We start from the raw sequence: 20,117 nt of genomic DNA, 5'->3' as shown, positions 1-20,117 counted from the left end.
CGGCGGATGGGCGTCGCCCGGGTGCGCGGAGCCCCCGCGGATCCCGGACAGCACGACCGGCGCCGCCTCACCCCAGCAGCACCTGCCACGTGCGCAGCGACGGCCAGAGCGCATGGCGCGGCAGCACGTCGGGGCCGCACGCGCGGGATCCGAGGCCGTGCTGGGCGTCGTCGAGGAAGAGATGCAGGCCGTCCGAGGCCGGCAGCTCGTGCGGGTGGCCGACGTCGGTCATCTGCTGCGGCGTCCAGCGCGAGAGCTGGAAGCCCGCGCGGTGTCCGGATCCGTCGGGCACGGGCGTCACGGTCAGCGGCGTCGCGGACCCGTCGCCGATCACCAGCGAGCGCAGCTCCGGCCGGTGGCCCGTCTCCTGCGGACGGGCGTAGGCGACCGCGAGGCCGTCGACGCTCGACGCGAAGCGGCCCACGCGCGAGGCCGTTCGGCTGTCGGCGTACGACTCCCCCGGCCCCGTGCCGTGCCAGGCGACGGGATGCTCGGCGAGCGCGGCCGGGAGGTCGATGCGGACGCCGACCCGGGGCCACGTGCAGTCCCACGGGCCGAAGGGCACGACCTCGGTCGCGAGCAGCAGGCCGCGGTCGGTCGCGGTCCAGCGGAACGCGACGTCGACGCCCGCGCCCGAGTGCGCGGCCTGCACGCGCATCCGCGTCTCGAGGCGGTCGTCGGTGCGGCTCGTGCCGAGGAGACGGTGGGTGAGCCGGTGCAGGCCGCGCTCGCGCCAGCGGTCGGCCGACGGCGGGGTCTCCTCTGCGCCGCGGCCGCGGGTGAGCTCGGGCTCGGCCAGCTCGTAGGATCCCTGGCCGGCACCGCGGTCGTTCTCGGTGGGCGCGCGCCACAGCTCCAGCCGCGGGCCGCGCACGGGCACGCCGTTCCACGCGACGAGGTCGCCGCGCGCGTCGAAGGTGCCGACGCCGAGGGCGTCGCCACGCCAGCGTCCGGCGGGCCGGGGCCGGGGTGCGGGCCGGTCGCGCACGAGCGCCTGGTGCGACGACACCACGTGCCCCGCCTCGGCCCACGGCGCGTCGTGGCGCGTGACCACCTGCACGGTCACGTGCGCCTCCTCGGCGTGGCCGGCGGCGCGCGCCTCGGCGGGCAACGGGATCGTCGCCGCATCACCGGCGGCCAGGGGCGCGTGCTCGAGGATCCCGCGGGCGACGGACCTGCCGTCGTGGGCGAGGATCCACACCAGGTCGACGTCGTCGGTGGATGCGCTGTGCCGCCGGTTCTCGACCCGCACGCCGGATCCGTCGGCCGCGACCCGCACGCGCACGGGCGCGATGACCGCCGCGAGCTCCGCGAGGCCCGGCGTGGGCGTGCCGTCGGAGAGCAGCAGGCCGTCCATCACGAACGGGCCGTCGTGCACGGGCTCGCCGAAGTCGCCGCCGTACGCGTGGAAGGGGCGGCCGTCGGCGGTGCGCGTGAGCAGCCCGTGGTCGCGCCACTCCCATACGAAGCCGCCGTGCAGGCGCGGCCAGCGGTCGATCGCGTCCTCGTAGTCGGCGAGGGATCCGGGCCCGTTGCCCATCGCGTGCCCGTACTCGCACAGGATGAACGGCTTCGCGCGCTGCTTCGCGCCGGTCGCGCCCTTGGTCTCGTGGATGCTCGCGACGGGCGTGCCGCACACCGAGTCGATCTCCTCCAGCGTCGGGTACATGCGCGAGTACACGTCGGTGTGCTCGCCCGTGAGGTCGCCCTCGTAGTGCACGGGCCGGGTGGGATCCCCGCGCCGCACCCACGCCGACATGGCCGCGATGTTGCGCCCGGTGCCGGACTCGTTCCCGAGCGACCACATCACGATCGACGGGTGGTTGCGGTCGCGGCCGACGGTGCGCGCGATGCGGTCGAGGTAGGCGTCGCGCCAGCGCGGGTCGTCGGACGGGTTGTCCCGCCACTCGACGTCCCAGAAGCCGTGCGTCTCGAGGTCGCACTCGAGCACGACCCAGAAGCCGAGCTCGTCGGCGATGTCGAGGAGGCGCGGATGCGGCGGGTAGTGGGAGGTGCGGATCGCGTTCACGCCGCTCCGCTTCATCAGCTCGAGGTCGGCGCGCGCCTCGGCCTCGTCGAACACGCGGCCGCGCTCGGGGTGCGACTCGTGCCGGTTGACGCCGCGGAAGGTGAGGCGGCGGCCGTCGACGAGCAGCGCGTCGCCGTCGATGCGCACCGTGCGGAACCCGATGCGCAGCGACGCGGTCTCCCCGGGCGACGACACGGTCGCGTCGTACAGGCGCGGCCGCTCGGCGCTCCACGCGTCGACGGCGGGGATGGAGACGGGCGCGACGTCGGCCGAGGTCTCCCAGGTCGCGTGGATCCCCAGCTCGGGCACGCGCACCACCACGGGGAACGCGCCGTCCACCTGCACGTCGAGGCGGCCGGATCCGTCGGCCGGGTCGCGGTCGGCCCGCACCCGCACGTCGTCGAGCGCGCCGGCGGGCCGCGCGAGCAGCTCGACCGGGCGGAAGATCCCGGGCAGCCACCACTGGTCCTGGTCCTCGAGGTAGGAGGCGGCGGACCACTGGTGCACGCGGATCCCGAGCACGTTCTCGCCGGGCACGAGCAGCTCCGTCACGTCGAGCTCGGTCGCGAGGCGGCTGCCTATGGTCCAGCCCGCCTCGACGCCGTTGACCCAGAAGGTCGCGAGCCCCTCGATCCCGTCGGTGCGCAGCAGCACGCGCTCGGCGTACGCGAACGAGTCCGGCAGCTCGAAGGTCCGCCGGTGCTCGCCGGTCGGGTTCGCGTCGGGCGCGTGCGGCGGGTCGATGGGGAAGGGGTACTGCAGGTTCGTGTACGCGGGCGATCCGTGGCCGTGCAGCACCCAGTGCGACGGGACGGGCAGCGTGGTCCAGCCGGCCGCGTCGAGCGCGGCGTCGTCGAGCGCCGGATCCGCGACCTCGGGTGCGCGGCCGGCGGCGTCGACCGGCGCCTCCGGCAGCAGGCGGAACCGCCAGCCGCCGTCGAGGGAGTGGACGGGCGCGTCGGTCGCGAACCGGGCGCGCGGCTCGAGCCGCGAGGCGGATCCGGGGGCGACGTCGTCGAGGTGGGACATGCGGTCTCCCGTGCAGGTCGGTGCGCCGAGGCGCGTGGGGCGGCGGGTGCGGAGCGGCCGGTACGGAGCGGAGCGGTGCCGTGCGTTGCGTTGCGGTGCGGAGCGGTGCGGTGCGGTGCGGAGCGGTGCCGTGCGGTGCGTTGCGGTGCGGAGCGGTGCGGTGCGGGGCGGGGCGGGTCAGGCGAGCGCCACGAGCCCCGCGAGCGCGGCCCGGTCGGCGACGACGGTCACGCGTTGGTGCCGCTGCAGGATCGAGGCGGGCACGTCCTCCGTGACCGGTCCGGCGAGCGCCGCCGCGAGCGCGTCGGCCTTCCGCGCGCCCGAGGCGACCAGCAGGATCCGCCCGGCCGTCATGATCGTCGCGATGCCCTGCGTGATGGCGTGCGTCGGCACGCGGCGGGGATCCCCGCCGAAGTACCGCGCGTTGTCGCGTCGCGTGCCCTCCGCGAGGCGCACCACGCGGCTGACCCCGTCGAACGGCGAGCCCGGCTCGTTGAAGCCGAGGTGCCCGTTGGCGCCGATGCCCACGATCTGCAGGCCCGCGCCGCCGAGCCGCCGGATCCGCCGCTCGTGCTCGAGCGCCGCCTCGCGCGGGTCGGCCGCCGTGCCGTCCGGCACGATCACGCGCGCGCCCGGCACGCCGAGCGGCTCGGCGATGCGCGCGAGCACGAACGCGAGGTACGTCTGCGGGTGCCCGGCCGGGAGACCCACGTACTCGTCGAGCGCCACGAGCGAGAGGCCGTCGGTGACGAGGCCGCGCTCCCGGTGCCGCCGGTCGAGCTCGGCGTAGAGCGGCTCCGGGCTGGATCCGGTCGCGACCCCCAGCACGCCGGACGGGTCCTCGCCGAGGAACGCCTGCACCACGTCGGCCGCGGCGTCGCCGAGGGCCGCCTGGTCGTCCACGGCAACGATCCGCGGCGGCCGCGTCGACGCCGCCGTCACTTCAGCGCGCCCTTCGCGATGTCGCCGATGAACTGCTTCGCGCCGATGAGGAACACGACGATGAGCGGGATCACCGCGAGCAGCGCGCCGGCCATGACCATGCCGTAGTCCTTGCCGTGGGCGCTGTTCAGCTGGCTCATCGCCACCTGCAGCGTCAGCGTGCCCGGGTCGTTCAGCACGATGAGCGGCCAGAGGTAGTCGTTCCAGGCGGCGATGAACGTGAAGATCCCGAGGAACCCGAGGCCGGGCCGGATGAGCGGCAGGCACACCGTGAGGTACTGCCGGAAGAACCCGGCGCCGTCGATGCGGGCCGCGTCGATGAGCTCGTCCGGCACGCTCGAGATGATGAACTGCCTCAGCCAGAAGATGCCGAACGCGTTCGCCGCCGCCGGCACGATGAGCGCCTGCAGCTGGCCGACCCAGCCGAGGTTGATCATCGTGACGAACTGCGGGATCACCGACAGCTGCGCCGGGAGCATGAAGGTCACCAGCAGCAGCGCGAACAGCGCACGCCGCCCGGGGAACTCGTACTTCGCGAACGTGAATGCGGCGATCGAGTCGAAGAACAGCACGAGCACCGTGACGGACACCGCCACGATCACGGTGTTCATGAGCGATCCGCCGAAGTCGATCGTGCGGAACACGGCCTGGATGTTGTCCCACAGGTACGGCCCCGGCACGAGCACGGGCGGCGACTTGTAGATGTCGCTCGTGGTGTTGCTCGCCATCACGACGAGCCAGTACAGCGGGAAGAGGCTGACGATGGATCCGGCGAACAGGATCCCGTGCAGGATCACCCGGCCGGGCGGCAGCTGGCGACGACCCGCGGGCCGGCCGGTGCGCTCGGCGCGCGGCCGCCCTGATGCCTGGTCGGCGACCCGGGCCGCGGCGGATCCCGCGGCGTGGACGGTGGCGCTCATGCGCGGTGCCCCTTCCTCGTGCCGGGCGCGCGCACGGCCTTCTCCTTCTTCTCCGACCCGAGCCGGAAGCTGATGATGGAGAAGATCACCACGAGCAGGAACACGCCCCACGCGATGGCGGCGCCGTAGCCGAAGCGGTTGTAGTTGAAGGCCTGCTGGTAGAAGTACAGGACGGTCGTGAGGCCGGCCTGGCCCGCGCCGCCCGAGTTCGGGTTCGTCGTGCTGGAGGAGGCCGTGAGCACCTGCGCCTCGGTGAAGCTCTGCAGGCCCGTGATGGTCGAGACCACGAGCACGAAGAGGATCGTGGGGCGCAGCAGCGGCAGCGTCACCGACCAGAAGGTGCGGATGGCGCCCGCGCCGTCGAGCTTGGCGGCCTCGTAGACCTCGGTGCCGATGGCCTGCATGCCCGCGAGGAAGATGATCGCGTTGTAGCCGGTCCACTGGTACGTGATGAGGATCGCGATGGTCACCTGGATCGCCCACGGCGTCGAGAGCCACGCCACCCCGTCGAGCCCGATCGCGCGGAGGCCCGCGTTCACGAGCCCGAAGCTGTCGCCGAAGATGGATCCGAAGAGCACCGCCATCGCGACCACGCTCGTGACGTTCGGCACGAAGTAGCTGATCTTGTAGAAGGTGCTGAGCCGCTTCGCCGAGTTGAGCATGGCCGCGACGACCACGGCGATCGCCATCATCGGGAACGTCGACAGCGCGAAGATGACGAGCGTGTTCTTGATCGACAGCCAGAACGTGCCGTCGGCCGCGAGCGCCTGGAAGTTCGCGAGGCCCACCCACTCGGCCGTGCCGAGCCCGTTCCAGTCCTGGAACGAGAGCACGAGCGAGTAGAGCGCCGGGAAGAGGCCGAAGATCGCGAACAGCACGAAGAACGGAGCGATCGCGACGTAGTACGGCCACGTGCGGCGGAGCCCGCGGGTGCCCGCACCCGCCCGGGACGGCGCGGAGCCCGAGGGACCCGCGCCCGCCCGGGATGGCGCGGGTGGGCGCCCTCCCGGGCGGACGGCGACGGGGATCACTGCTTCGCGGTCTTCAGGGCGGCCTCGCCGGCGGCGACGGCGTCGGTCCAGGCCTGGTCCGGATCCTTGCCGAGCGAGGTCACGTTCTGCAGCTCGGTGACGAACGCGGCCTGCACCTGGTTGTCGTAGGGGCTCGTGTATGCGGTGGGCATCGTGGCGGCGGCGTCGGCGAAGATCCCGACGGTCGACTGGCCGCCGAAGAATTCGTCGCCCTTCTGCAGCTCCGGGGAGTCGTAGGCGGCGGTGGCCGACGGGAAGATGCCCTTGTCGGCGTCCGCGGTGACCTGGTTGTCCTCGCTCAGCACGTCCTTGATCACGGCGAAGGCCGCCTGCGGGTCCTTGGTGCCGGCGGGGATGGAGAGGAACGAGCCGCCGATGTTCGCGGGTCCGCCGGGCATGGGCGCCACGCGCCAGTCGCCCGAGGTGTCCGCGGTCGCGCTCTTGAGGTCGGCCTGATACCAGGAGGCGCCGAGGAGCGCGGGGAGGGATCCGTTGCTGATGGCGGACGCCCAGTCCGGGCTGCCGTCGGTGACGTTCGCGGTCAGGCCGTCCTGGTACGCGAGCACCGCGCGGTCCCACGCGGCCTTGATCTCGTCGCTGTCCCCGGTGAAGTCCCCGTCGGCATCGACGAAGCGCGTGGTGCCCTGGCCGATCGACTTGGTGAACACGTCGGAGGCGTCCACGAAGATCGCGCCGCCGGTCGCGGCCTTGAGCTTCTTGCCGAACGCGAAGTAGTCGTCCCAGGTGGCGGTGGCCTTCGCCACGTCGGCGGGATCGCTCGGCAGGCCGGCCTTCTGGAACACGTCCGCACGGTAGTAGAGGGCGGTGGGGCCGATGTCGATGGGGAGGCCGATGAGCTGGCCGTCCTTGGTGGTCGCCTCCTTGAGCTTCCACGCCGGGTACTGGTCGGTGACGTCCTTCGCGCCCAGCTCGTCGAGGTCCTCGAAGAGCCCGTCCTCGCTGAGGAAGTACGGCATGTCCTCGCCCTTGACGCCCGTGATGGACGGGAGGCCCGAGCGGCCCGTGAAGGTGGTGACGAGCTTCTGCTTGAAGTCGCCGCCGATGGTGGACACGTTGAGCGTCGTGCCGGGCACCTCGGCCGGCACCTTGTCGAGCACCGTCTGGCTGAGGCCGTCCGGCCAGATCCACAGGTCGAGCTGGCCGCCCGCCGAGGATCCCGACGACGACGAGCAGGAGGCGAGGACCGGCGCGAGGAGCGCGAGGGTCGCGACGCCGACGACGATGCGCCGGGCGCGGGAGCGGCGGGTGGGGGGCAGGGACATGGTGGTTCTCGATTCGGTGGGGATCAGGGTGTCGGGAGCGGGTGTCGGAGGGGTGGGCCGCGCTCGGCGGCCCGTGTCAGGCGAGGAGGCGGGCGCCGTCGGGATGGTCGAGGGCGTCGGCGAGGTAGTCGTAGCGGCCGGGCTCGGCGGCCTCGGGATGCGCGCGCAGCCAGGGCACGAGCTCGTCGAGCCGCGGGGCCCCGGAGGCGCCGCCGGGACGCGTGACCGTGATCCCCGCGACGAGGCAGGCGAAGTCGACGCGCTGGGTCAGCGTCCACGGCGCCCGGGCCGATGCGGCGAGCGCCGCGCCGAACACGTCGCCCGCGCCGGTCGCGTCGATCGCGCGGACGGCGAGCGGGGGCCGCACGACCTCCTCGCCGCGGGCCGCGTCGACGGCGACGACGCCGCGGGATCCGGACGTCACGACGCTGAGCGGCACGCGCGCGGCGAGCGCCCGGGCGGCCTGCACGGCCGAGCCGGTGCCCGTGTACGCCGCGGCCTCGAGCTCGTTGGGGATGAAGGCGTGGCAGTCGTCGAGCTGGTCGAGGATGGCGGGGTCCCAGCGCTCGGACGGGTCCCAGCCGACGTCGGCGTAGACGTCGGTGCCCGCGGCGGCGGCACGCCCGATCCAGATGCTGCGGTGCGGATCCAGGTGCACGAGCGCCGCGGCGGCGGCCGGCACCTCCCCGGGCACGAGCTCGTCGGAGTCGAGCGGGCAGGGCACGCCGCCCGTGACGAGCGCGCGGTCGTCGTCGTAGCCCAGCGACGCGGTGACGGGCAGCGACCAGTCGTCGAGGGTCACGAGGTGGTCGAGCGTCACGCCCTCGGCGGCGAGCGCGGCGCGCACCAGGAGGGAGAAGGGATCCGTGCCCACGGCCGCGGCGACGGCGGTCGGCACCCCGAGGCGCGCGCCGGCGACCGCGAAGTTCGCGATGCCGCCGGGGCCGTGCCCGAACGACGACGTCCAGATCTCGTGGCCCGGCCGCGGTCCGCCCGGCAGCTCGCCGAACACGACGTCCGCGAAGAGCTGCCCGACGACGAGCAGCCCGGCGGGGGTGCGGTCGGCGGGCTGCTGGTCGGCGGGAGCCTGGTCGGTACGCGTGGCTGCGGGCACGAGGACCTCATTCCTTCGGGTGGGCCGCGACGCTGCCTCGGCGGCGAGCGGTGCGGGTCCGCCGACGGCGACGCTGCCAGCGGGACGAGGTCGACGGGTGCCCGCCGACCGGTAGTGACGTTTCTAGCCCATGTGAGCACATGGATGGAAGACCTTGCCCATTACGAGATTGTTTCTGACTGAAACTGCGCGCTAATGTTCACTTCATGAGAGACGCCCGAGAGTTCGTGATCCTCGACCGGTTGCGCGCCACCCGCAGCGCCACGGTCGCCGAGCTCGCCGAGGCCGCCGGCACGAGCGACGCGACCATCCGCCGCGACCTGGCCCGCCTTGACGAGCAGGGCGCGCTCCGGCGCACCCACGGCGGCGCCGTGCTCGTGGAGGTCGACGCGCCCTTCGCCGAGGTCGAGCAGGTCAACCGCGAGGCCAAGGAGCGCATCGCGCGGGCGGCGGCGGCGCAGATCCAGGACGGCCAGTCGGTCGTGCTCGACATCGGCACCACCACGCTGCACCTCGCCGAGCAGCTGCGCGGGCGGGCCGTCACGGTGATCACCGCCAACGTCGCCGCGTTCGACGTGTTGCGCGACGACCGGTCGGTGCGGCTCATCCTGCTGCCGGGCGACTGGGATCCGGTCTACCGCTCGGTGTCCGGCCCGCTCACCGCCGAGAGCCTGCGGATGCTGCACGCCGACCACGCGTTCGTAGGCGTGAGCGGCATCGCCGACAACGGCGACCTGCGCGACACGACGATGGCCCAGGTGCCCATCAAGCGCGCGATGGCCGAGATGAGCGACCGGGTCACGGTGCTCGCCGACTCCTCCAAGTTCCCGGGCACCGGCGCCGGCCGTGTCGCCCCCACCGCGTCGTTGACGCAGCTGATCACCGAGGCCGCCCCGCACGAGCGGGTGTCGCAGGGCCTCGCGGACAAGGGAGTGTCGGTGACCGTCGCATGAGGCTCACGATCCTGGGCGGGGGCGGCTTCCGCGTCCCGCTCGTCTACTCGGCGCTGCTGCGCGACCACGAGGCCGGCCGCGTCGACCACGTGGCCCTCTACGACACCGACGAGGTGCGCCTGACGGCCGTCGCGCGCGTGCTCGCCGAGCAGGCGGCGTCCTACGCGGACGCCCCCGTGATCACGCTGCACACCGACCTCGACGAGGCGCTCGCGGGCGCCGCGTTCGTCTTCTCGGCGATCCGCGTGGGCGGCATGGCCGGGCGCTCGTGCGACGAGCGGCTCGGCATGGCGCACGGCGTCATCGGCCAGGAGACCGTCGGCTATGGCGGCATCTCCTACGCGCTGCGGACGCTGCCGGTCGTCATGGACCTGGCCGAGCGGATCCGCGTGCGGGCCCCCGACGCCTGGGTCATCAACTTCACGAACCCGGCGGGCGTCGTCACCGAGGCCATGTCGCGCGTGCTCGGCGACCGCGTCATCGGGATCTGCGACTCCCCCATCGGCCTCGCCCGCCGCGTGCTCGGCGCGCTCGGCGTGCAGGGCGACGACGTGGTCATCGACTACGCGGGCCTCAACCACCTCGGCTGGCTGCGCGGCCTGCGGGTGGACGGCCGCGACGTGCTGCCGGACCTCATGGCGCGTCCCGACCTCATCGGCACGTTCGAGGAGGGGCGCCTCTTCGGCGCCGAGTGGGTCACCGAGCTCGGCGCCGTGCCGAACGAGTACCTGCACTACTACTACTTCCGCCGCGAGGTGCTGCACGCCGACCAGCTCGCCGCGCAGACCCGCGGCGGCTTCCTCGTGGAGCAGCAGGGCCGCTTCTACGAGCAGCTCGAGCACCGGCACGACGTGTCCGCGCTCGCGCTGTGGGAGCGCACGCGGCTCGACCGCGAGACCACCTACATGGCCACGAACCGGCAGTCGGCCGGCATGGGCGACCGCGACGAGGACGACCTCGTCTCCGGCGGCTACGAGGACGTCGCGATCGCGCTCATGCGCGGCATCGCGTACGACCAGAGCGCGCGGCTGATCCTCAACGTGCGCAACCGCGGCACCCTCGCGGCGCTCGACGCGGACGCCGTGGTCGAGGTGCCGTGCGTGGTCGACGCGTCGGGCGCGCATCCGGTCGCGGGCACGGAGCTGCCCGACTTCGGCGTGGGCCTCGTGACCAACGCGAAGTACGTGGAGCGGCAGACCATCGAGGCCGGCGTCGGCGGTTCCCGCGCCGCGGCCGTCCGCGCCCTCGCCCACCACCCGCTCGTCGACTCCGTCACGGTCGCGCGCTGCCTGCTGGAGGACGCGATGCACGCGTTCCCGGCGCTCTCCTACCTCCGCTGACGCGCGGCCCTCCCGGCCCGGCGCGACCGCCCGACTGCCTGCATCCCGACCTCCCGAAGGACACCCCATGCACCAGAACCAGAAGCTCGTCCAGGAGCGGATCCTCCGCGCGCTCGACGAGCGGATCACCCCCGCCGTGTACTCGGCGAAGACGCCCGTGACGCTCCGCGCGTGGATGGCGCCCGACGAGCCCGTGCCCGTCGCCGAGGCGATGCGGCAGGAGTACGCGCCCTTCGCGCTCGGCGAGCCGTGGGGCCGCGCCTGGTCCACGTGGTGGTTCGAGGTGACCGGCGAGGTCCCCGCCGAGTGGGCCGGCCGCACGGTCGAGCTGCTCATCGACCCCGGGTTCATCGGCGACTGGCCGGGCAACCAGGCCGAGTGCCTCGTGCACACGATGGACGGGGTGCCTGTCAAGGGGATCCACCCGCGCAACACCTACGTGCGCCTCGCCGACGAGGCCGCGGGCGGCGAGCAGGTGCGCTTCCTCGTGGAGGCGGCCGGCAACCCGGACATCCTGGTGAACGAGTTCGTGCCGACCCCGTACGGCGACAAGGCCACCGCGCCCGCCGAGCCCATCTACCGCTTCCGCCAGGCCGAGCTCGCCGTGTTCGAGCCCGAGGTGTGGGCGCTCCGCTTCGACGTCGAGGTGCTGTACCAGCTGCTGATGGAGCTGCCCGAGACCGAGCCCCGCCGCCACGAGGTGCTCCGCGCCATCGAGCGCGCGCTCGACGTGCTCGCGATGGACGACATCGTCGGCACCGCGGCCGCCGCCCGCGCCGAGCTCGCCGACGTGCTCTCGCGTCCCGCCGTCCCGAGCGCGCACACGCTGAGCGGCGTCGGCCACGCCCACATCGACAGCGCCTGGCTCTGGCCCATCCGCGAGACCAAGCGCAAGACCGCGCGCACCTTCTCCAACGTGCTCCGGCTCGCCGAGCAGTACCCCGACTTCCGCTTCGCGTGCTCGCAGGCGCAGCAGTACGTCTGGGTGAAGGAGAACTACCCGACGGTGTTCGAGGGGATCAAGGAGGCCATCGCCGCGGGCACCTGGTACCCGGTCGGATCCATGTGGATCGAGCCCGACGGCAACCTGCCGGGCGGCGAGGCGATGATCCGCCAGCTCACCCACGGCATGCGCTTCTTCCAGGAGGAGCTCGGCGTCGAGACCCACGGCATGTGGCTGCCCGACTCGTTCGGCTACACGGCGTCGTTCCCGCAGATCGCGAAGCTGGCGGGCCTCGACTGGTTCCTCACGCAGAAGCTCTCCTGGAACCAGACCAACACGTTCCCGCACCACACCTTCTTCTGGGAGGGCATCGACGGGTCGCGGATCTTCACGCACTTCCCGCCCATCGACACCTACAACTCCACGCTCGAGGCGGAGGAGACGCACCACGCCGTCCGGCAGTTCCGCGAGAAGGGCCGCGCGACCATGTCGCTCGCGCCCTTCGGCTACGGCGACGGCGGGGGCGGGCCCACGCGCGACATGATGGAGCGCCAGCGCCGCACGGCCGACCTCGAGGGGTCGCCGAAGGTCATCGTGGAGCACCCGGACGAGTTCTTCCGCAAGGCCGAGGCCGAGTACCCGGACGCGCCCGTCTGGGTCGGCGAGCTGTACCTCGAGCTGCACCGCGGCACGTTCACGTCGCACGCCCGCGAGAAGCGCGGCAACCGCCAGGCCGAGCACCGCCTGCGCGAGGCCGAGCTGTGGTGGACCATCGCGACCGTCCGCACGGGCGCCGACTACCCGTACCAGGCGCTCGACCGGCTCTGGAAGCAGACGCTGCTGCAGCAGTTCCACGACATCCTCCCCGGCTCCTCCATCACCTGGGTGCACCGGGAGAACGAGGAGGACTACGCCCGCAGCCTCGCCGAGCTCGACGCGCTCGTGGCCGACGCCATCGCGCGGGTCACGGCGCAGGCGGTCGCGGACGGCGAGGGCGACGGATCCGGCGCGTTCGCGGTGAACTCGACCGGCCACGCGCGCACGGCGCTCGTGGAGGCGGCCGACGGATCCGCGCTCGCGCTCGTCGCGGTGCCGGGCAGCGGGATCGCGCCGCTCGTCGCGGTGGAGCCCGTCTCGCCGGTCGCCACGACGCGCGCCGACGGCGGCACCGTCCTCGACAACGGGCTGCTGCGCGTCACGCTCGACGCTCGCGGCCTCATCACCTCGATCGTCGACCTGCGGCACGCCGACCGCGAGCTCGTGCCCGCCGGCCGCGCCGCGAACCTGCTCCAGCTCCACGAGGACATCCCCACGGCGTGGGACGCCTGGGACGTGGACGCGCACTACCGCGCGAGCCGCACCGATCTCGTCGAGGCGGCGTCGGTCGAGCTCGTCGAGGACTCGGAGCTCCGCGCGACCGTCGAGGTGGTCCGCCAGTTCGGGCGCTCGCGCGTCGTGCAGCGGGTGTCGCTGCACGCCGACGACGCGCGGATCCACGCCACGGCCGAACTCGACTGGCTCGAGGACGAGAAGCTCCTCAAGGTGACCTTCCCGCTCACGATCCACGCGCAGCACCACAGCGCGGAGATCCAGTTCGGGCACGTCCGCCGGCCCACGCACACGAACACGTCGTGGGACGAGGCGCGCTTCGAGGTCATGGCGCACCGCTTCGTGCACGTCGAGGAGCCCGGCTACGGCGTCGCGCTCACCAACGCGGGCAGCTACGGGCACGACATCACGCGCTCGGTCGGCGCGACGGGCGAGGTCGAGACGGAGCTGCGGATCAGCCTGGTCCGGGCGGCCCGCTCCCCCGACCCGGTGCAGGACATCGGCCACCACCGGTTCGAGTACGCGCTCGTGCCGGGCGTCGGCATCGAGGGCGCGGTGGACGCCGGGCTCGAGCAGAACCTGCCCGTGCGCGTCGTGCGGCCCGGTGAGACGGCCGAGGCGGCGCCGGCCGCGGTCGGATCCGCGCCCGCGTCCGCCGAGGTCGTCCCGTCCTCGTTGCCCACCGCCGCTGGCCTCGTCTCCGTGCACGGCGGCACGGTCCGGATCGAGGCGCTCAAGCTCGCGGACGACGGCTCGGGCGACGTGATCGTGCGGCTCTACGAGTCCACGGGCGCGCGCGCCGCCACCCGGCTCGAGGCGCACCTCGCCGCCGACCGCTTCACCGAGGTCGACGTGCTGGAGCGCCCGCTCGGCGCGGGCTTCCCGCGTTCGATCGCGTTCGATCCCGAGGCCGACGGCCGCGGCGTGCGGCTCGTGCTGCGGGCGTTCCAGGTGATCACGGTGCGGATCCACCGGACCTGACGCGCGATCCGCTCACGCGACGAGGGCGCGATCCGGCAGGTGCCGGGTCGCGCCCTGTTCGTCGTGCGGTCGCGGTCGCGGTCGCGGTCGCGGTCGCGCTAGTTGAGCGGCTTGCCGCCCGTGGTGAGCGGCTCTGCCGAGCTGGGCGTGAGCGCGAGCGCGAGGCCGGAGAGGCCGATCCCGAAGAAGAGGAAGTCGTCGACGATCGTGAAGCCGGTGGGCGCGAGGCCGCCGAGCCGGGGATCGAGCAGGCTCAGCACGCCCATGAGCGTGTACAGGCCGCCGAACGCCGCGAGCGTCGCGCGGATCGCGCCGGGGCCGAGCTGCCGGGTGCCGGCGACGAGCAGGGCGACCGCGCTCAGCAGGTAGAGGGCGTCGAGGAGGAAGTCGACGTTGAGCACCCCCAGCATGTGCGACCCCTCGATGAAGAGCCCCACGAATCCGTGGCCGCCGAGCACCGCCGCGACCATCACCATCCAGGCCTTGCCCATGGCAGCCGTCCCCTCGTGTCGTCGGCCCGCCGCGCGACGGGCTAGCGTCCAGCCAACCGGGCGGGAGGGAGAGCGCCAAGGCCGCGGGCGACGACTCCCAGCATCCGTTGACGTCCATGGCCGGTCCCCTCCGGATGCGCTCCCCTGGGCATCGGCCGAACCCTGCACACTGCTCGATGCCGGGCGTAGCGTCCACAGCACACGCACCGGCCGCCCCGCTGGCGGTCTCGGAGAGACGACTCGGGAGAAGCACCATGTCAGAACGCAACACCGTCATCAGGAGCATGCACGACCTCGGCCTCGCGGCCTGGTTCGGCGGATCCCTCATGGGCGCCGTCGGCCTCAACGGCGCCGCGGCCGCCGCGAAGCAGCCGCAGGAGCGCCTGCGCCTCTCCTCCATCGGCTGGGCGAAGTGGGCGCCCGTGCAGCTCGCCGCCCTCGGCGCCCACGCGGTCGGCGGGCTCGGTCTGATCTACGCGAACAAGGGCCGCCTCGCCGCCCAGGGCGAGGCCCGCACCAACACGAAGGTCAAGGCCGTCCTGACCATCGCGGCCGCCGGCACGACGCTGTACTCGGCCCTCGTCGGCGGACGCATGGCCAAGCACGCGGACGAGGCACCTCGGGGCACGACCGAGCCCGGCACCGGCGTCTCGGACGAGCTGGCCAGCGCACAGAAGCAGCAGAAGGCGCTGCAGTGGGCGATCCCCGCGCTCACGGCGGTGCTCGTGATCCTCGCCGCGCAGCAGGGCGAGCAGCAGCGCCCGATCGCCGGCTGGGTCGACCGCTTCCGCAGCTAGTCGCGACGCACGGACGACGGCGGGGTGCTCACGGGCGCTCCGCCGTCGTGCTGTCGGGCGCCACCCCCGGACGCGGGGCCTGGCTCCGCATACCGGTAGCCGGCAGGCCGGATCCCAGCGTCTGGCGGGGGCAAAGGCATTGTGCACGACGCGAGAGCGGCGGATCGTGAGCACCGCGGATGCCCATGGACGAGCCATGCGCACCGTCGACCTCCTCGGAGCGTGCCATGTTCGACAGGAAGTTCATCACCCAGGCCATCGACCGGAGCGCGCAGTCGCCCCTGGATCGCCGTCGTTTCTTCAGCGCCGCGGGCGTCGCGGGTCTCGGCGTCGGCGCCGCTGCCCTCATCCCCGCGACCGGGGCCCAGGCCGCCGACGCCCAGGCCGAGGCCGATGCGGGCGCCGTCACGGACGCCGCCGTCCTCAACTTCGCGCTCAACCTCGAGTACCTCGAGGCCGAGTTCTACCTCCGCGCCGTGACCGGCAACGGCCTCGTCCCGAACGACACCACGGGCGTCGGCACCCTGGGCGCCGTGACGGGCGGCCGCGCGGTCCAGTTCCAGGACTACGCGATCCGCCAGTACGCGTACGAGATCGCGCAGGACGAGAAGGCGCACGTCAAGTTCCTGCGCGCCGCGCTCGGCTCCGCCCGGGTCGCGCGTCCCGCGATCAACCTGGACGCCGCGTTCACCTCCGCGGCCCGCGCCGCCGGCCTCATCAGCGGCACCCAGACCTTCGACGCGTTCGCCAACCAGGAGAACTTCCTGCTGGCCTCGTTCATCTTCGAGGACGTCGGAGTGACGGCGTACAAGGGCGCCGCGCCCCTCATCACGAACAAGACCTACCTCGAGGCGGCCGCCGGCATCCTCGCGGTCGAGGCGTACCACGCGGGCATCATCCGCTCGCAGCTGTTCGCCCGCGGCCTCGCGGCACCCGCCAACGCCATCTCGAACGCGCGCGACTCGCTCGACGGGCGCACCGACCTCGACCAGGGCATCACGGTCTCGGGCGGCGCGAACCTCGTGCCCACGGACGCGAACAGCATCGCGTTCAGCCGGACGACCGGCCAGGTGCTCAACATCGTGTACCTGAACAGCAAGGCCGTGAACCGCGGCGGGTTCTACCCGGCCGGCATCAACGGCAGCATCACCACGAGCGCCGCGAACTGACGGGAGCGCGCCGGCCGGGACGCCGTCTGGGCGTCCCGGCCGGCCGCATCCGGCCCGACCGGTGGAGGCGGGACCACCGGGAGAAGCGTGACGAACGCGCCGCCGGGAACGTCCACTCCATGACACGCGATCTGATCCCGGTCGCGCAGGACGGAGGATGAATGAGCACCGCCACCGCGCCCGACGGGCGCCGCCGCCCCGCTTCCCCCCTGCACGCTGTCCACGCCCTGTCCGCGTCGGACGACGGTCGGGCAGGCGACGACGCCGTGCACGCGACGCCGGGACGTCCCGGACCCCAGACGCACCCGCAGGACGGCGTCGCGACCGTCGACACCATCGCGCCCCACGAGGGCGGCGCGCGCTCCGACGAGCGGACCGCCGACCTCGCCGACTGGGCCGCCGAGGCCCCCGCGCCCGCACTCCGCCGCGGCCACATGGCCGGCACGGACGTCGACGAGGCCATCGCGCGCTACGCCGCCCTCTTCCCCGGGACCGAGTTCCGCGCCGCGAAGGGACCGGGCGACTTCTCGTACCGGTACTCGTTCGTCGGCGACGAGAACGTGACGCTCCGCTCGTCGGTGTTCCCGGCCGAGCACTGGGGCCGGATCCCCGTGCTGCCCGACTACGTCGTCGCCTGGTGGCGCGAGGGGTCGGGCGCGGTCGACGTCGGCTCGCACGAGGTGCGCTCGAGCGGATCCCGTCCCTTCCTCCTGCCCTCCGGCCGGTCGTTCAGCTTCCGCTCGGAGCCGGCCGTGCAGAACCTCGTGCACATCGACGCGACCTTCCTCGAGGAGACCGCCGCGGAGCTGCACGAGGGCCGCTCGCGTCCCCTCGTCTTCGACCACACCCGCCCGCCGTCGCCCGAGCAGACCGCCGCATGGCGCCACGCGGTCGGCGAGGCCAGCCCCGTGCTGCAGGACGCCACGTCGAGCCCGCTGCTGCGGATGCAGGCCGGCCTGCTCATCGCCCGCGCCACCCTCCAGCTGTTCCCGTGGCACGACGTGCCGTTCAGCGCGGAGATGCGGGCGCCGCGCATGAGCGCCGTCCGCGCCGCCATCGAGTACCTGCACCACCACGCCGACCGGCCCATCACGCCGGCGGACGCGGCCCGGGCCGCGGGGATCAGCACGCGCGTGCTCCAGCTCGCCGTGCGACGCCACGAGGACACGACCCCGAGCGCGCTGCTCCGCGGGATCCGGCTCGACCGCGTGCACGCCGAGCTGCGCGACGCGTCGCCCACCACGACCACCGTGCGGGCGGTCGCAGAGCAGTGGGGCTTCGGCCACCTCGGCCGCTTCGCCGCGTCCTACGCGGAGCGCTTCGGCGAGCTGCCGAGCGCGACGCTCCGCGGCTGACAATCGTCGGCGCGGTGTCCGCTCCCGCCCCGATCGGTGTCCGACAGGCGAAGCGGTGATCGTGCTCCCTGGGAGTCACCTGAACCGCGTGCCGAACCACCCGGCCCATGCGTCTGAATGACGAGGCGGGATCGCGGGGCATCCTCGGATCCGCGCCGTGCAGCAGCAGCACCACCACCACCGTCCGACCACCACGAGAGAGAGACACCATGTCGAGCATCACCCCCACGTCCGCGTCCACCGGCGTCACCGGCACCGGGACCACCGGCGGCAAGAACACCATCGCCGACGGCGTCATCGAGAAGGTCGCCGGCATCGCGGCCCGCCAGGTCCCCGGCGTCCACGACCTCGGCAACGGCGCGGCCCGTGCCGTCGGCGCGATCCGCAACGTCATCGGCCAGCAGGACCGCGGCCAGGGCATCTCCGTCGAGGTCGGCGAGACCCAGGTCGCCGTCGACGTCACGCTCATCGCCGAGTACCCGGTCGACCTGCAGCAGGTCGCCGACGACGTGCGCTCCGCCATCACCGACGCCATCGACCAGGTCGTCGGCATGGAGGTCACCGAGGTCAACGTCACGATCACCGACGTGAACCTCCCCAACGACAAGTCGTCCGACGACGACGCGGCCGAGAAGCGCGTCCAGTGACCCCCACGACCACGGGCCTCCTCGTCGGCGCGGTCCTCGCGCTCTCCGGGCTCGCCTTCGGCTTCGGCGGCTTCCTCCTCGTCCTGATCTTCATGGCCGTGGGCTTCGGCGTCGGCCGCGTCCTCGAGGGCAAGCTGGACGTCCGCGGCCTCGCCGACGCCCTCCGCGGGCGCCGGTCGTCGTGAGCTCCGCGATCGCGGCCCCCGGGACGCCCGGCACCGCGTCGCAGGCGACCCGCGGCCGCACCACGATCACGTCGCGCGCGGTGCGCCGGGTGGTGTCCGCCGTCACGGCGGACGCCCTCGAGGTGCCGGCCGGCGACGTCTCCGTCACGCTGACGGACGCCGGCGGCAAGCTCACCGTCGAGGCGCGCACCCCCATCCGCGTCCCCGCCCTCTCGGACCGCCCGGTCCGCGAGGGGTCGCTGGTGGAGCGCCTCACCGCAGCGCAGACCCAGGTCCGCGAGCGCGTGCTCGGCCTCACGGGATCCACCGTGGGCCGGGTCGACCTCCGGATCACGGGCGCGCGCATCCAGGAACGCAGGAGGGTCTCATGAGCACCGACAGCACCTACCGCCGCCTCGTGCGGCGGGAGACGCACTCGTCGCGCGCCGGGATCGCCATCACGCTCGCCGTGCTGCTGATCCTCGTGCTCGCCTGGCTCGGCACCGAGTCGGTCCTCGCGGCCGTCGGCACCGCGCCGCTGCTCCTGGCGCCCGCCGACCTCGCGTCGGCCACCCTGGACGCCGCATCGGCCCCGGCCGGCGCGCTCGTCGCGATCGGCGTCGTTGTCGCGATCGTCGGCCTGATCCTCGTCATCGTGGGGATCTCGCCCGGCAGCCGCGGCCGTCGGGGCGGGAGCCTCGGCCGCACCGCGGCCGTCGTCGACGACCGGGTCATCGCCCGCTCCGTAGCCCTCACCGCCAGCTACGCGGGCGAGGTGTCGCCGGACCAGGTCGACGTCTCGGTCTCGAAGCGCCAGGTGCTCGTCCGACTGACCCCCTCCACGGGCTACACGCCGGACAAGGCCACCATCGAGCAGGCCGTCCGCGCCGAGCTCGACGGGTACGACTACACGCCGAAGCTCACCGCCAAGGTGACGCTCGCGAAGGACGGGAAGGTGGGCTCATGACCAGCACGAACAGGGCGCTCAACCGCCTCCTCGTCATCGTGGTCGGGCTCGTCCTGATCGCGGCGGGCGTCGCGCTCGGCGCGGGCAGCCTGCTGCCCGGTGTGCAGTCCACGGTCTCCGGCGCCGCGTCCGACGCGAAGCAGCCGGTCGGGGACGCGCTCTCCGGCGGGCAGCCGTGGATCCTCTGGGTCGTCGCCCTCGTGGCGCTCGTCCTCATCGTGGTCCTCGCCTGGTTCGCGCTCCGCCAGGGGCACGGACGCACCGGCACGCTCGTCCGGCTCGAGGGCGGGCGCGACGCGTCCACCCCCACCGGCGGATCCGTCGTCATCGACGCGAAGGTCGCCGAGCAGCTGCTCGGGGACGCGCTGCGCGACGACTCCGCGATCGTCTCCGTCGACGTCACCGCGTTCGAGGTGGCGCACGCCACCACCCTGCGCGTCACCGCTGTCGCCCGCCGCGGCGTCTCGCCCGTCGCGGTCCGCCGCACGGTCGACGAGGCCGTGACCCGGCTCGACGCGGTGCTCGGCACCGAGGTGCCGGTCCTCATCCAGATCACCGGCGGCCTCCGCTCGAGCATGTCGAGCGAGACCCGCCTGGCCTGATCCATCCCGCGGCCGCCCCGGCACGGATCCC

General features: G+C 73.4%; 18 protein-coding genes. 11 read left to right on the top strand and 7 right to left on the bottom strand.

Features of this window, described 5'->3' with window-relative positions; genetic code table 11:
- Positions 1 to 67: 67 nt before the first annotated feature.
- From FGD68_RS03720 to FGD68_RS03695, 6 genes are all read right to left on the bottom strand, one after another.
- Complete coding sequence (locus FGD68_RS03720; protein WP_237609798.1) at positions 68 to 3,058, bottom strand: glycoside hydrolase family 2 TIM barrel-domain containing protein; 2,991 nt, start codon at positions 3,056 to 3,058, stop codon at positions 68 to 70.
- Between the two features lie 177 nt (positions 3,059 to 3,235).
- A complete protein-coding gene (locus FGD68_RS03715; protein ID WP_104236930.1) occupies positions 3,236 to 4,000 on the bottom strand; it encodes a glucosamine-6-phosphate deaminase in 765 nt (254 codons plus the stop codon).
- A complete protein-coding gene (locus tag FGD68_RS03710) occupies positions 3,997 to 4,920 on the bottom strand; it encodes a carbohydrate ABC transporter permease (RefSeq protein WP_043585709.1) in 924 nt (307 codons plus the stop codon). The genes FGD68_RS03715 and FGD68_RS03710 overlap by 4 nt, the downstream gene beginning before the upstream one ends.
- Entirely contained in the window at positions 4,917 to 5,951 is a 1,035-nt protein-coding gene (locus FGD68_RS03705) for a carbohydrate ABC transporter permease (RefSeq protein WP_394803976.1), read from the bottom strand. Before FGD68_RS03705 ends, FGD68_RS03710 begins: the two co-directional genes overlap by 4 nt.
- On the bottom strand, positions 5,948 to 7,234 hold the full coding sequence (locus tag FGD68_RS03700) for an ABC transporter substrate-binding protein (RefSeq protein WP_119373836.1): 1,287 nt from the start codon (positions 7,232 to 7,234) through the stop codon (positions 5,948 to 5,950). The genes FGD68_RS03705 and FGD68_RS03700 overlap by 4 nt, the downstream gene beginning before the upstream one ends.
- 76 nt (positions 7,235 to 7,310) lie before the next feature.
- On the bottom strand, positions 7,311 to 8,348 hold the full coding sequence (locus tag FGD68_RS03695; protein WP_237609796.1) for a carbohydrate kinase family protein: 1,038 nt from the start codon (positions 8,346 to 8,348) through the stop codon (positions 7,311 to 7,313).
- 206 nt (positions 8,349 to 8,554) lie between these two features.
- Between FGD68_RS03695 and FGD68_RS03690 the strand changes: the two genes are divergently transcribed.
- The 3 genes from FGD68_RS03690 to FGD68_RS03680 all read left to right on the top strand — a co-directional run bounded on the left by FGD68_RS03690 (position 8,555) and on the right by FGD68_RS03680 (position 13,894).
- Positions 8,555 to 9,301, top strand: coding sequence for a DeoR/GlpR family DNA-binding transcription regulator (locus FGD68_RS03690; RefSeq protein WP_237609795.1), 747 nt, complete (start codon positions 8,555 to 8,557; stop codon positions 9,299 to 9,301).
- Positions 9,298 to 10,641, top strand: coding sequence for a 6-phospho-beta-glucosidase (locus FGD68_RS03685; protein ID WP_119372680.1), 1,344 nt, complete (start codon positions 9,298 to 9,300; stop codon positions 10,639 to 10,641). Before FGD68_RS03690 ends, FGD68_RS03685 begins: the two co-directional genes overlap by 4 nt.
- 67 nt (positions 10,642 to 10,708) lie before the next feature.
- On the top strand, positions 10,709 to 13,894 hold the full coding sequence (locus FGD68_RS03680; protein WP_119372681.1) for an alpha-mannosidase: 3,186 nt from the start codon (positions 10,709 to 10,711) through the stop codon (positions 13,892 to 13,894).
- A gap of 98 nt (positions 13,895 to 13,992) precedes the next feature.
- On the opposite strand, the gene FGD68_RS03675 is transcribed toward FGD68_RS03680, so the two are convergent.
- On the bottom strand, positions 13,993 to 14,385 hold the full coding sequence (locus FGD68_RS03675) for a hypothetical protein (RefSeq protein ID WP_119372682.1): 393 nt from the start codon (positions 14,383 to 14,385) through the stop codon (positions 13,993 to 13,995).
- Positions 14,386 to 14,639: 254 nt separating this feature from the next.
- Between FGD68_RS03675 and FGD68_RS03670 the strand changes: the two genes are divergently transcribed.
- The 8 genes from FGD68_RS03670 (at position 14,640) to FGD68_RS03635 (ending at position 20,086) form a co-directional block, all read left to right on the top strand.
- On the top strand, positions 14,640 to 15,182 hold the full coding sequence (locus tag FGD68_RS03670) for a hypothetical protein (RefSeq protein WP_119372683.1): 543 nt from the start codon (positions 14,640 to 14,642) through the stop codon (positions 15,180 to 15,182).
- A gap of 227 nt (positions 15,183 to 15,409) precedes the next feature.
- Entirely contained in the window at positions 15,410 to 16,351 is a 942-nt protein-coding gene (locus FGD68_RS03665; RefSeq protein ID WP_104236940.1) for a ferritin-like domain-containing protein, read from the top strand.
- A 161-nt stretch (positions 16,352 to 16,512) separates the two neighbouring features.
- On the top strand, positions 16,513 to 17,706 hold the full coding sequence (locus tag FGD68_RS03660; RefSeq protein WP_119372684.1) for a helix-turn-helix transcriptional regulator: 1,194 nt from the start codon (positions 16,513 to 16,515) through the stop codon (positions 17,704 to 17,706).
- A 209-nt stretch (positions 17,707 to 17,915) separates the two neighbouring features.
- Positions 17,916 to 18,353, top strand: coding sequence for an Asp23/Gls24 family envelope stress response protein (locus FGD68_RS03655; protein WP_104236942.1), 438 nt, complete (start codon positions 17,916 to 17,918; stop codon positions 18,351 to 18,353).
- A complete protein-coding gene (locus FGD68_RS03650; RefSeq protein WP_063070479.1) occupies positions 18,350 to 18,538 on the top strand; it encodes a DUF2273 domain-containing protein in 189 nt (62 codons plus the stop codon). Before FGD68_RS03655 ends, FGD68_RS03650 begins: the two co-directional genes overlap by 4 nt.
- Positions 18,535 to 18,909, top strand: coding sequence for a hypothetical protein (locus tag FGD68_RS03645; protein ID WP_104236943.1), 375 nt, complete (start codon positions 18,535 to 18,537; stop codon positions 18,907 to 18,909). The genes FGD68_RS03650 and FGD68_RS03645 overlap by 4 nt, the downstream gene beginning before the upstream one ends.
- Entirely contained in the window at positions 18,906 to 19,484 is a 579-nt protein-coding gene (locus FGD68_RS03640; RefSeq protein WP_104236944.1) for a hypothetical protein, read from the top strand. The genes FGD68_RS03645 and FGD68_RS03640 overlap by 4 nt, the downstream gene beginning before the upstream one ends.
- Positions 19,481 to 20,086 carry a hypothetical protein gene (locus FGD68_RS03635; protein WP_104236945.1) on the top strand — a complete coding sequence of 202 codons (606 nt, stop codon included), beginning with the start codon at positions 19,481 to 19,483 and terminating at the stop codon, positions 20,084 to 20,086. The genes FGD68_RS03640 and FGD68_RS03635 overlap by 4 nt, the downstream gene beginning before the upstream one ends.
- Positions 20,087 to 20,117 lie beyond the last annotated feature (31 nt).

Origin of the sequence: Clavibacter californiensis (assembly GCF_021952865.1) — a bacterium.
GTDB lineage: Bacteria > Actinomycetota > Actinomycetes > Actinomycetales > Microbacteriaceae > Clavibacter > Clavibacter californiensis.
This window is presented reverse-complemented; position numbering and strand designations above follow the sequence as displayed.

Excerpts from the sequence above, each read along its gene's own strand:
- FGD68_RS03720 (WP_237609798.1), bottom strand. The coding sequence starts at position 3,058 with ATGTCCCACCTCGACGACGTCGCCCCCGGATCCGCCTCGCGGCTCGAG.
- FGD68_RS03710 (WP_043585709.1), bottom strand. The coding sequence starts at position 4,920 with ATGAGCGCCACCGTCCACGCCGCGGGATCCGCCGCGGCCCGGGTCGCC.
- FGD68_RS03700 (WP_119373836.1), bottom strand. The coding sequence starts at position 7,234 with ATGTCCCTGCCCCCCACCCGCCGCTCCCGCGCCCGGCGCATCGTCGTC.
- FGD68_RS03690 (WP_237609795.1), top strand. The coding sequence starts at position 8,555 with ATGAGAGACGCCCGAGAGTTCGTGATCCTCGACCGGTTGCGCGCCACC.
- FGD68_RS03685 (WP_119372680.1), top strand. The coding sequence starts at position 9,298 with ATGAGGCTCACGATCCTGGGCGGGGGCGGCTTCCGCGTCCCGCTCGTC.
- FGD68_RS03680 (WP_119372681.1), top strand. The coding sequence starts at position 10,709 with ATGCACCAGAACCAGAAGCTCGTCCAGGAGCGGATCCTCCGCGCGCTC.
- FGD68_RS03675 (WP_119372682.1), bottom strand. The coding sequence starts at position 14,385 with ATGGGCAAGGCCTGGATGGTGATGGTCGCGGCGGTGCTCGGCGGCCAC.
- FGD68_RS03670 (WP_119372683.1), top strand. The coding sequence starts at position 14,640 with ATGTCAGAACGCAACACCGTCATCAGGAGCATGCACGACCTCGGCCTC.
- FGD68_RS03665 (WP_104236940.1), top strand. The coding sequence starts at position 15,410 with ATGTTCGACAGGAAGTTCATCACCCAGGCCATCGACCGGAGCGCGCAG.
- FGD68_RS03660 (WP_119372684.1), top strand. The coding sequence starts at position 16,513 with ATGAGCACCGCCACCGCGCCCGACGGGCGCCGCCGCCCCGCTTCCCCC.
- FGD68_RS03655 (WP_104236942.1), top strand. The coding sequence starts at position 17,916 with ATGTCGAGCATCACCCCCACGTCCGCGTCCACCGGCGTCACCGGCACC.
- FGD68_RS03640 (WP_104236944.1), top strand. The coding sequence starts at position 18,906 with ATGAGCACCGACAGCACCTACCGCCGCCTCGTGCGGCGGGAGACGCAC.
- FGD68_RS03635 (WP_104236945.1), top strand. The coding sequence starts at position 19,481 with ATGACCAGCACGAACAGGGCGCTCAACCGCCTCCTCGTCATCGTGGTC.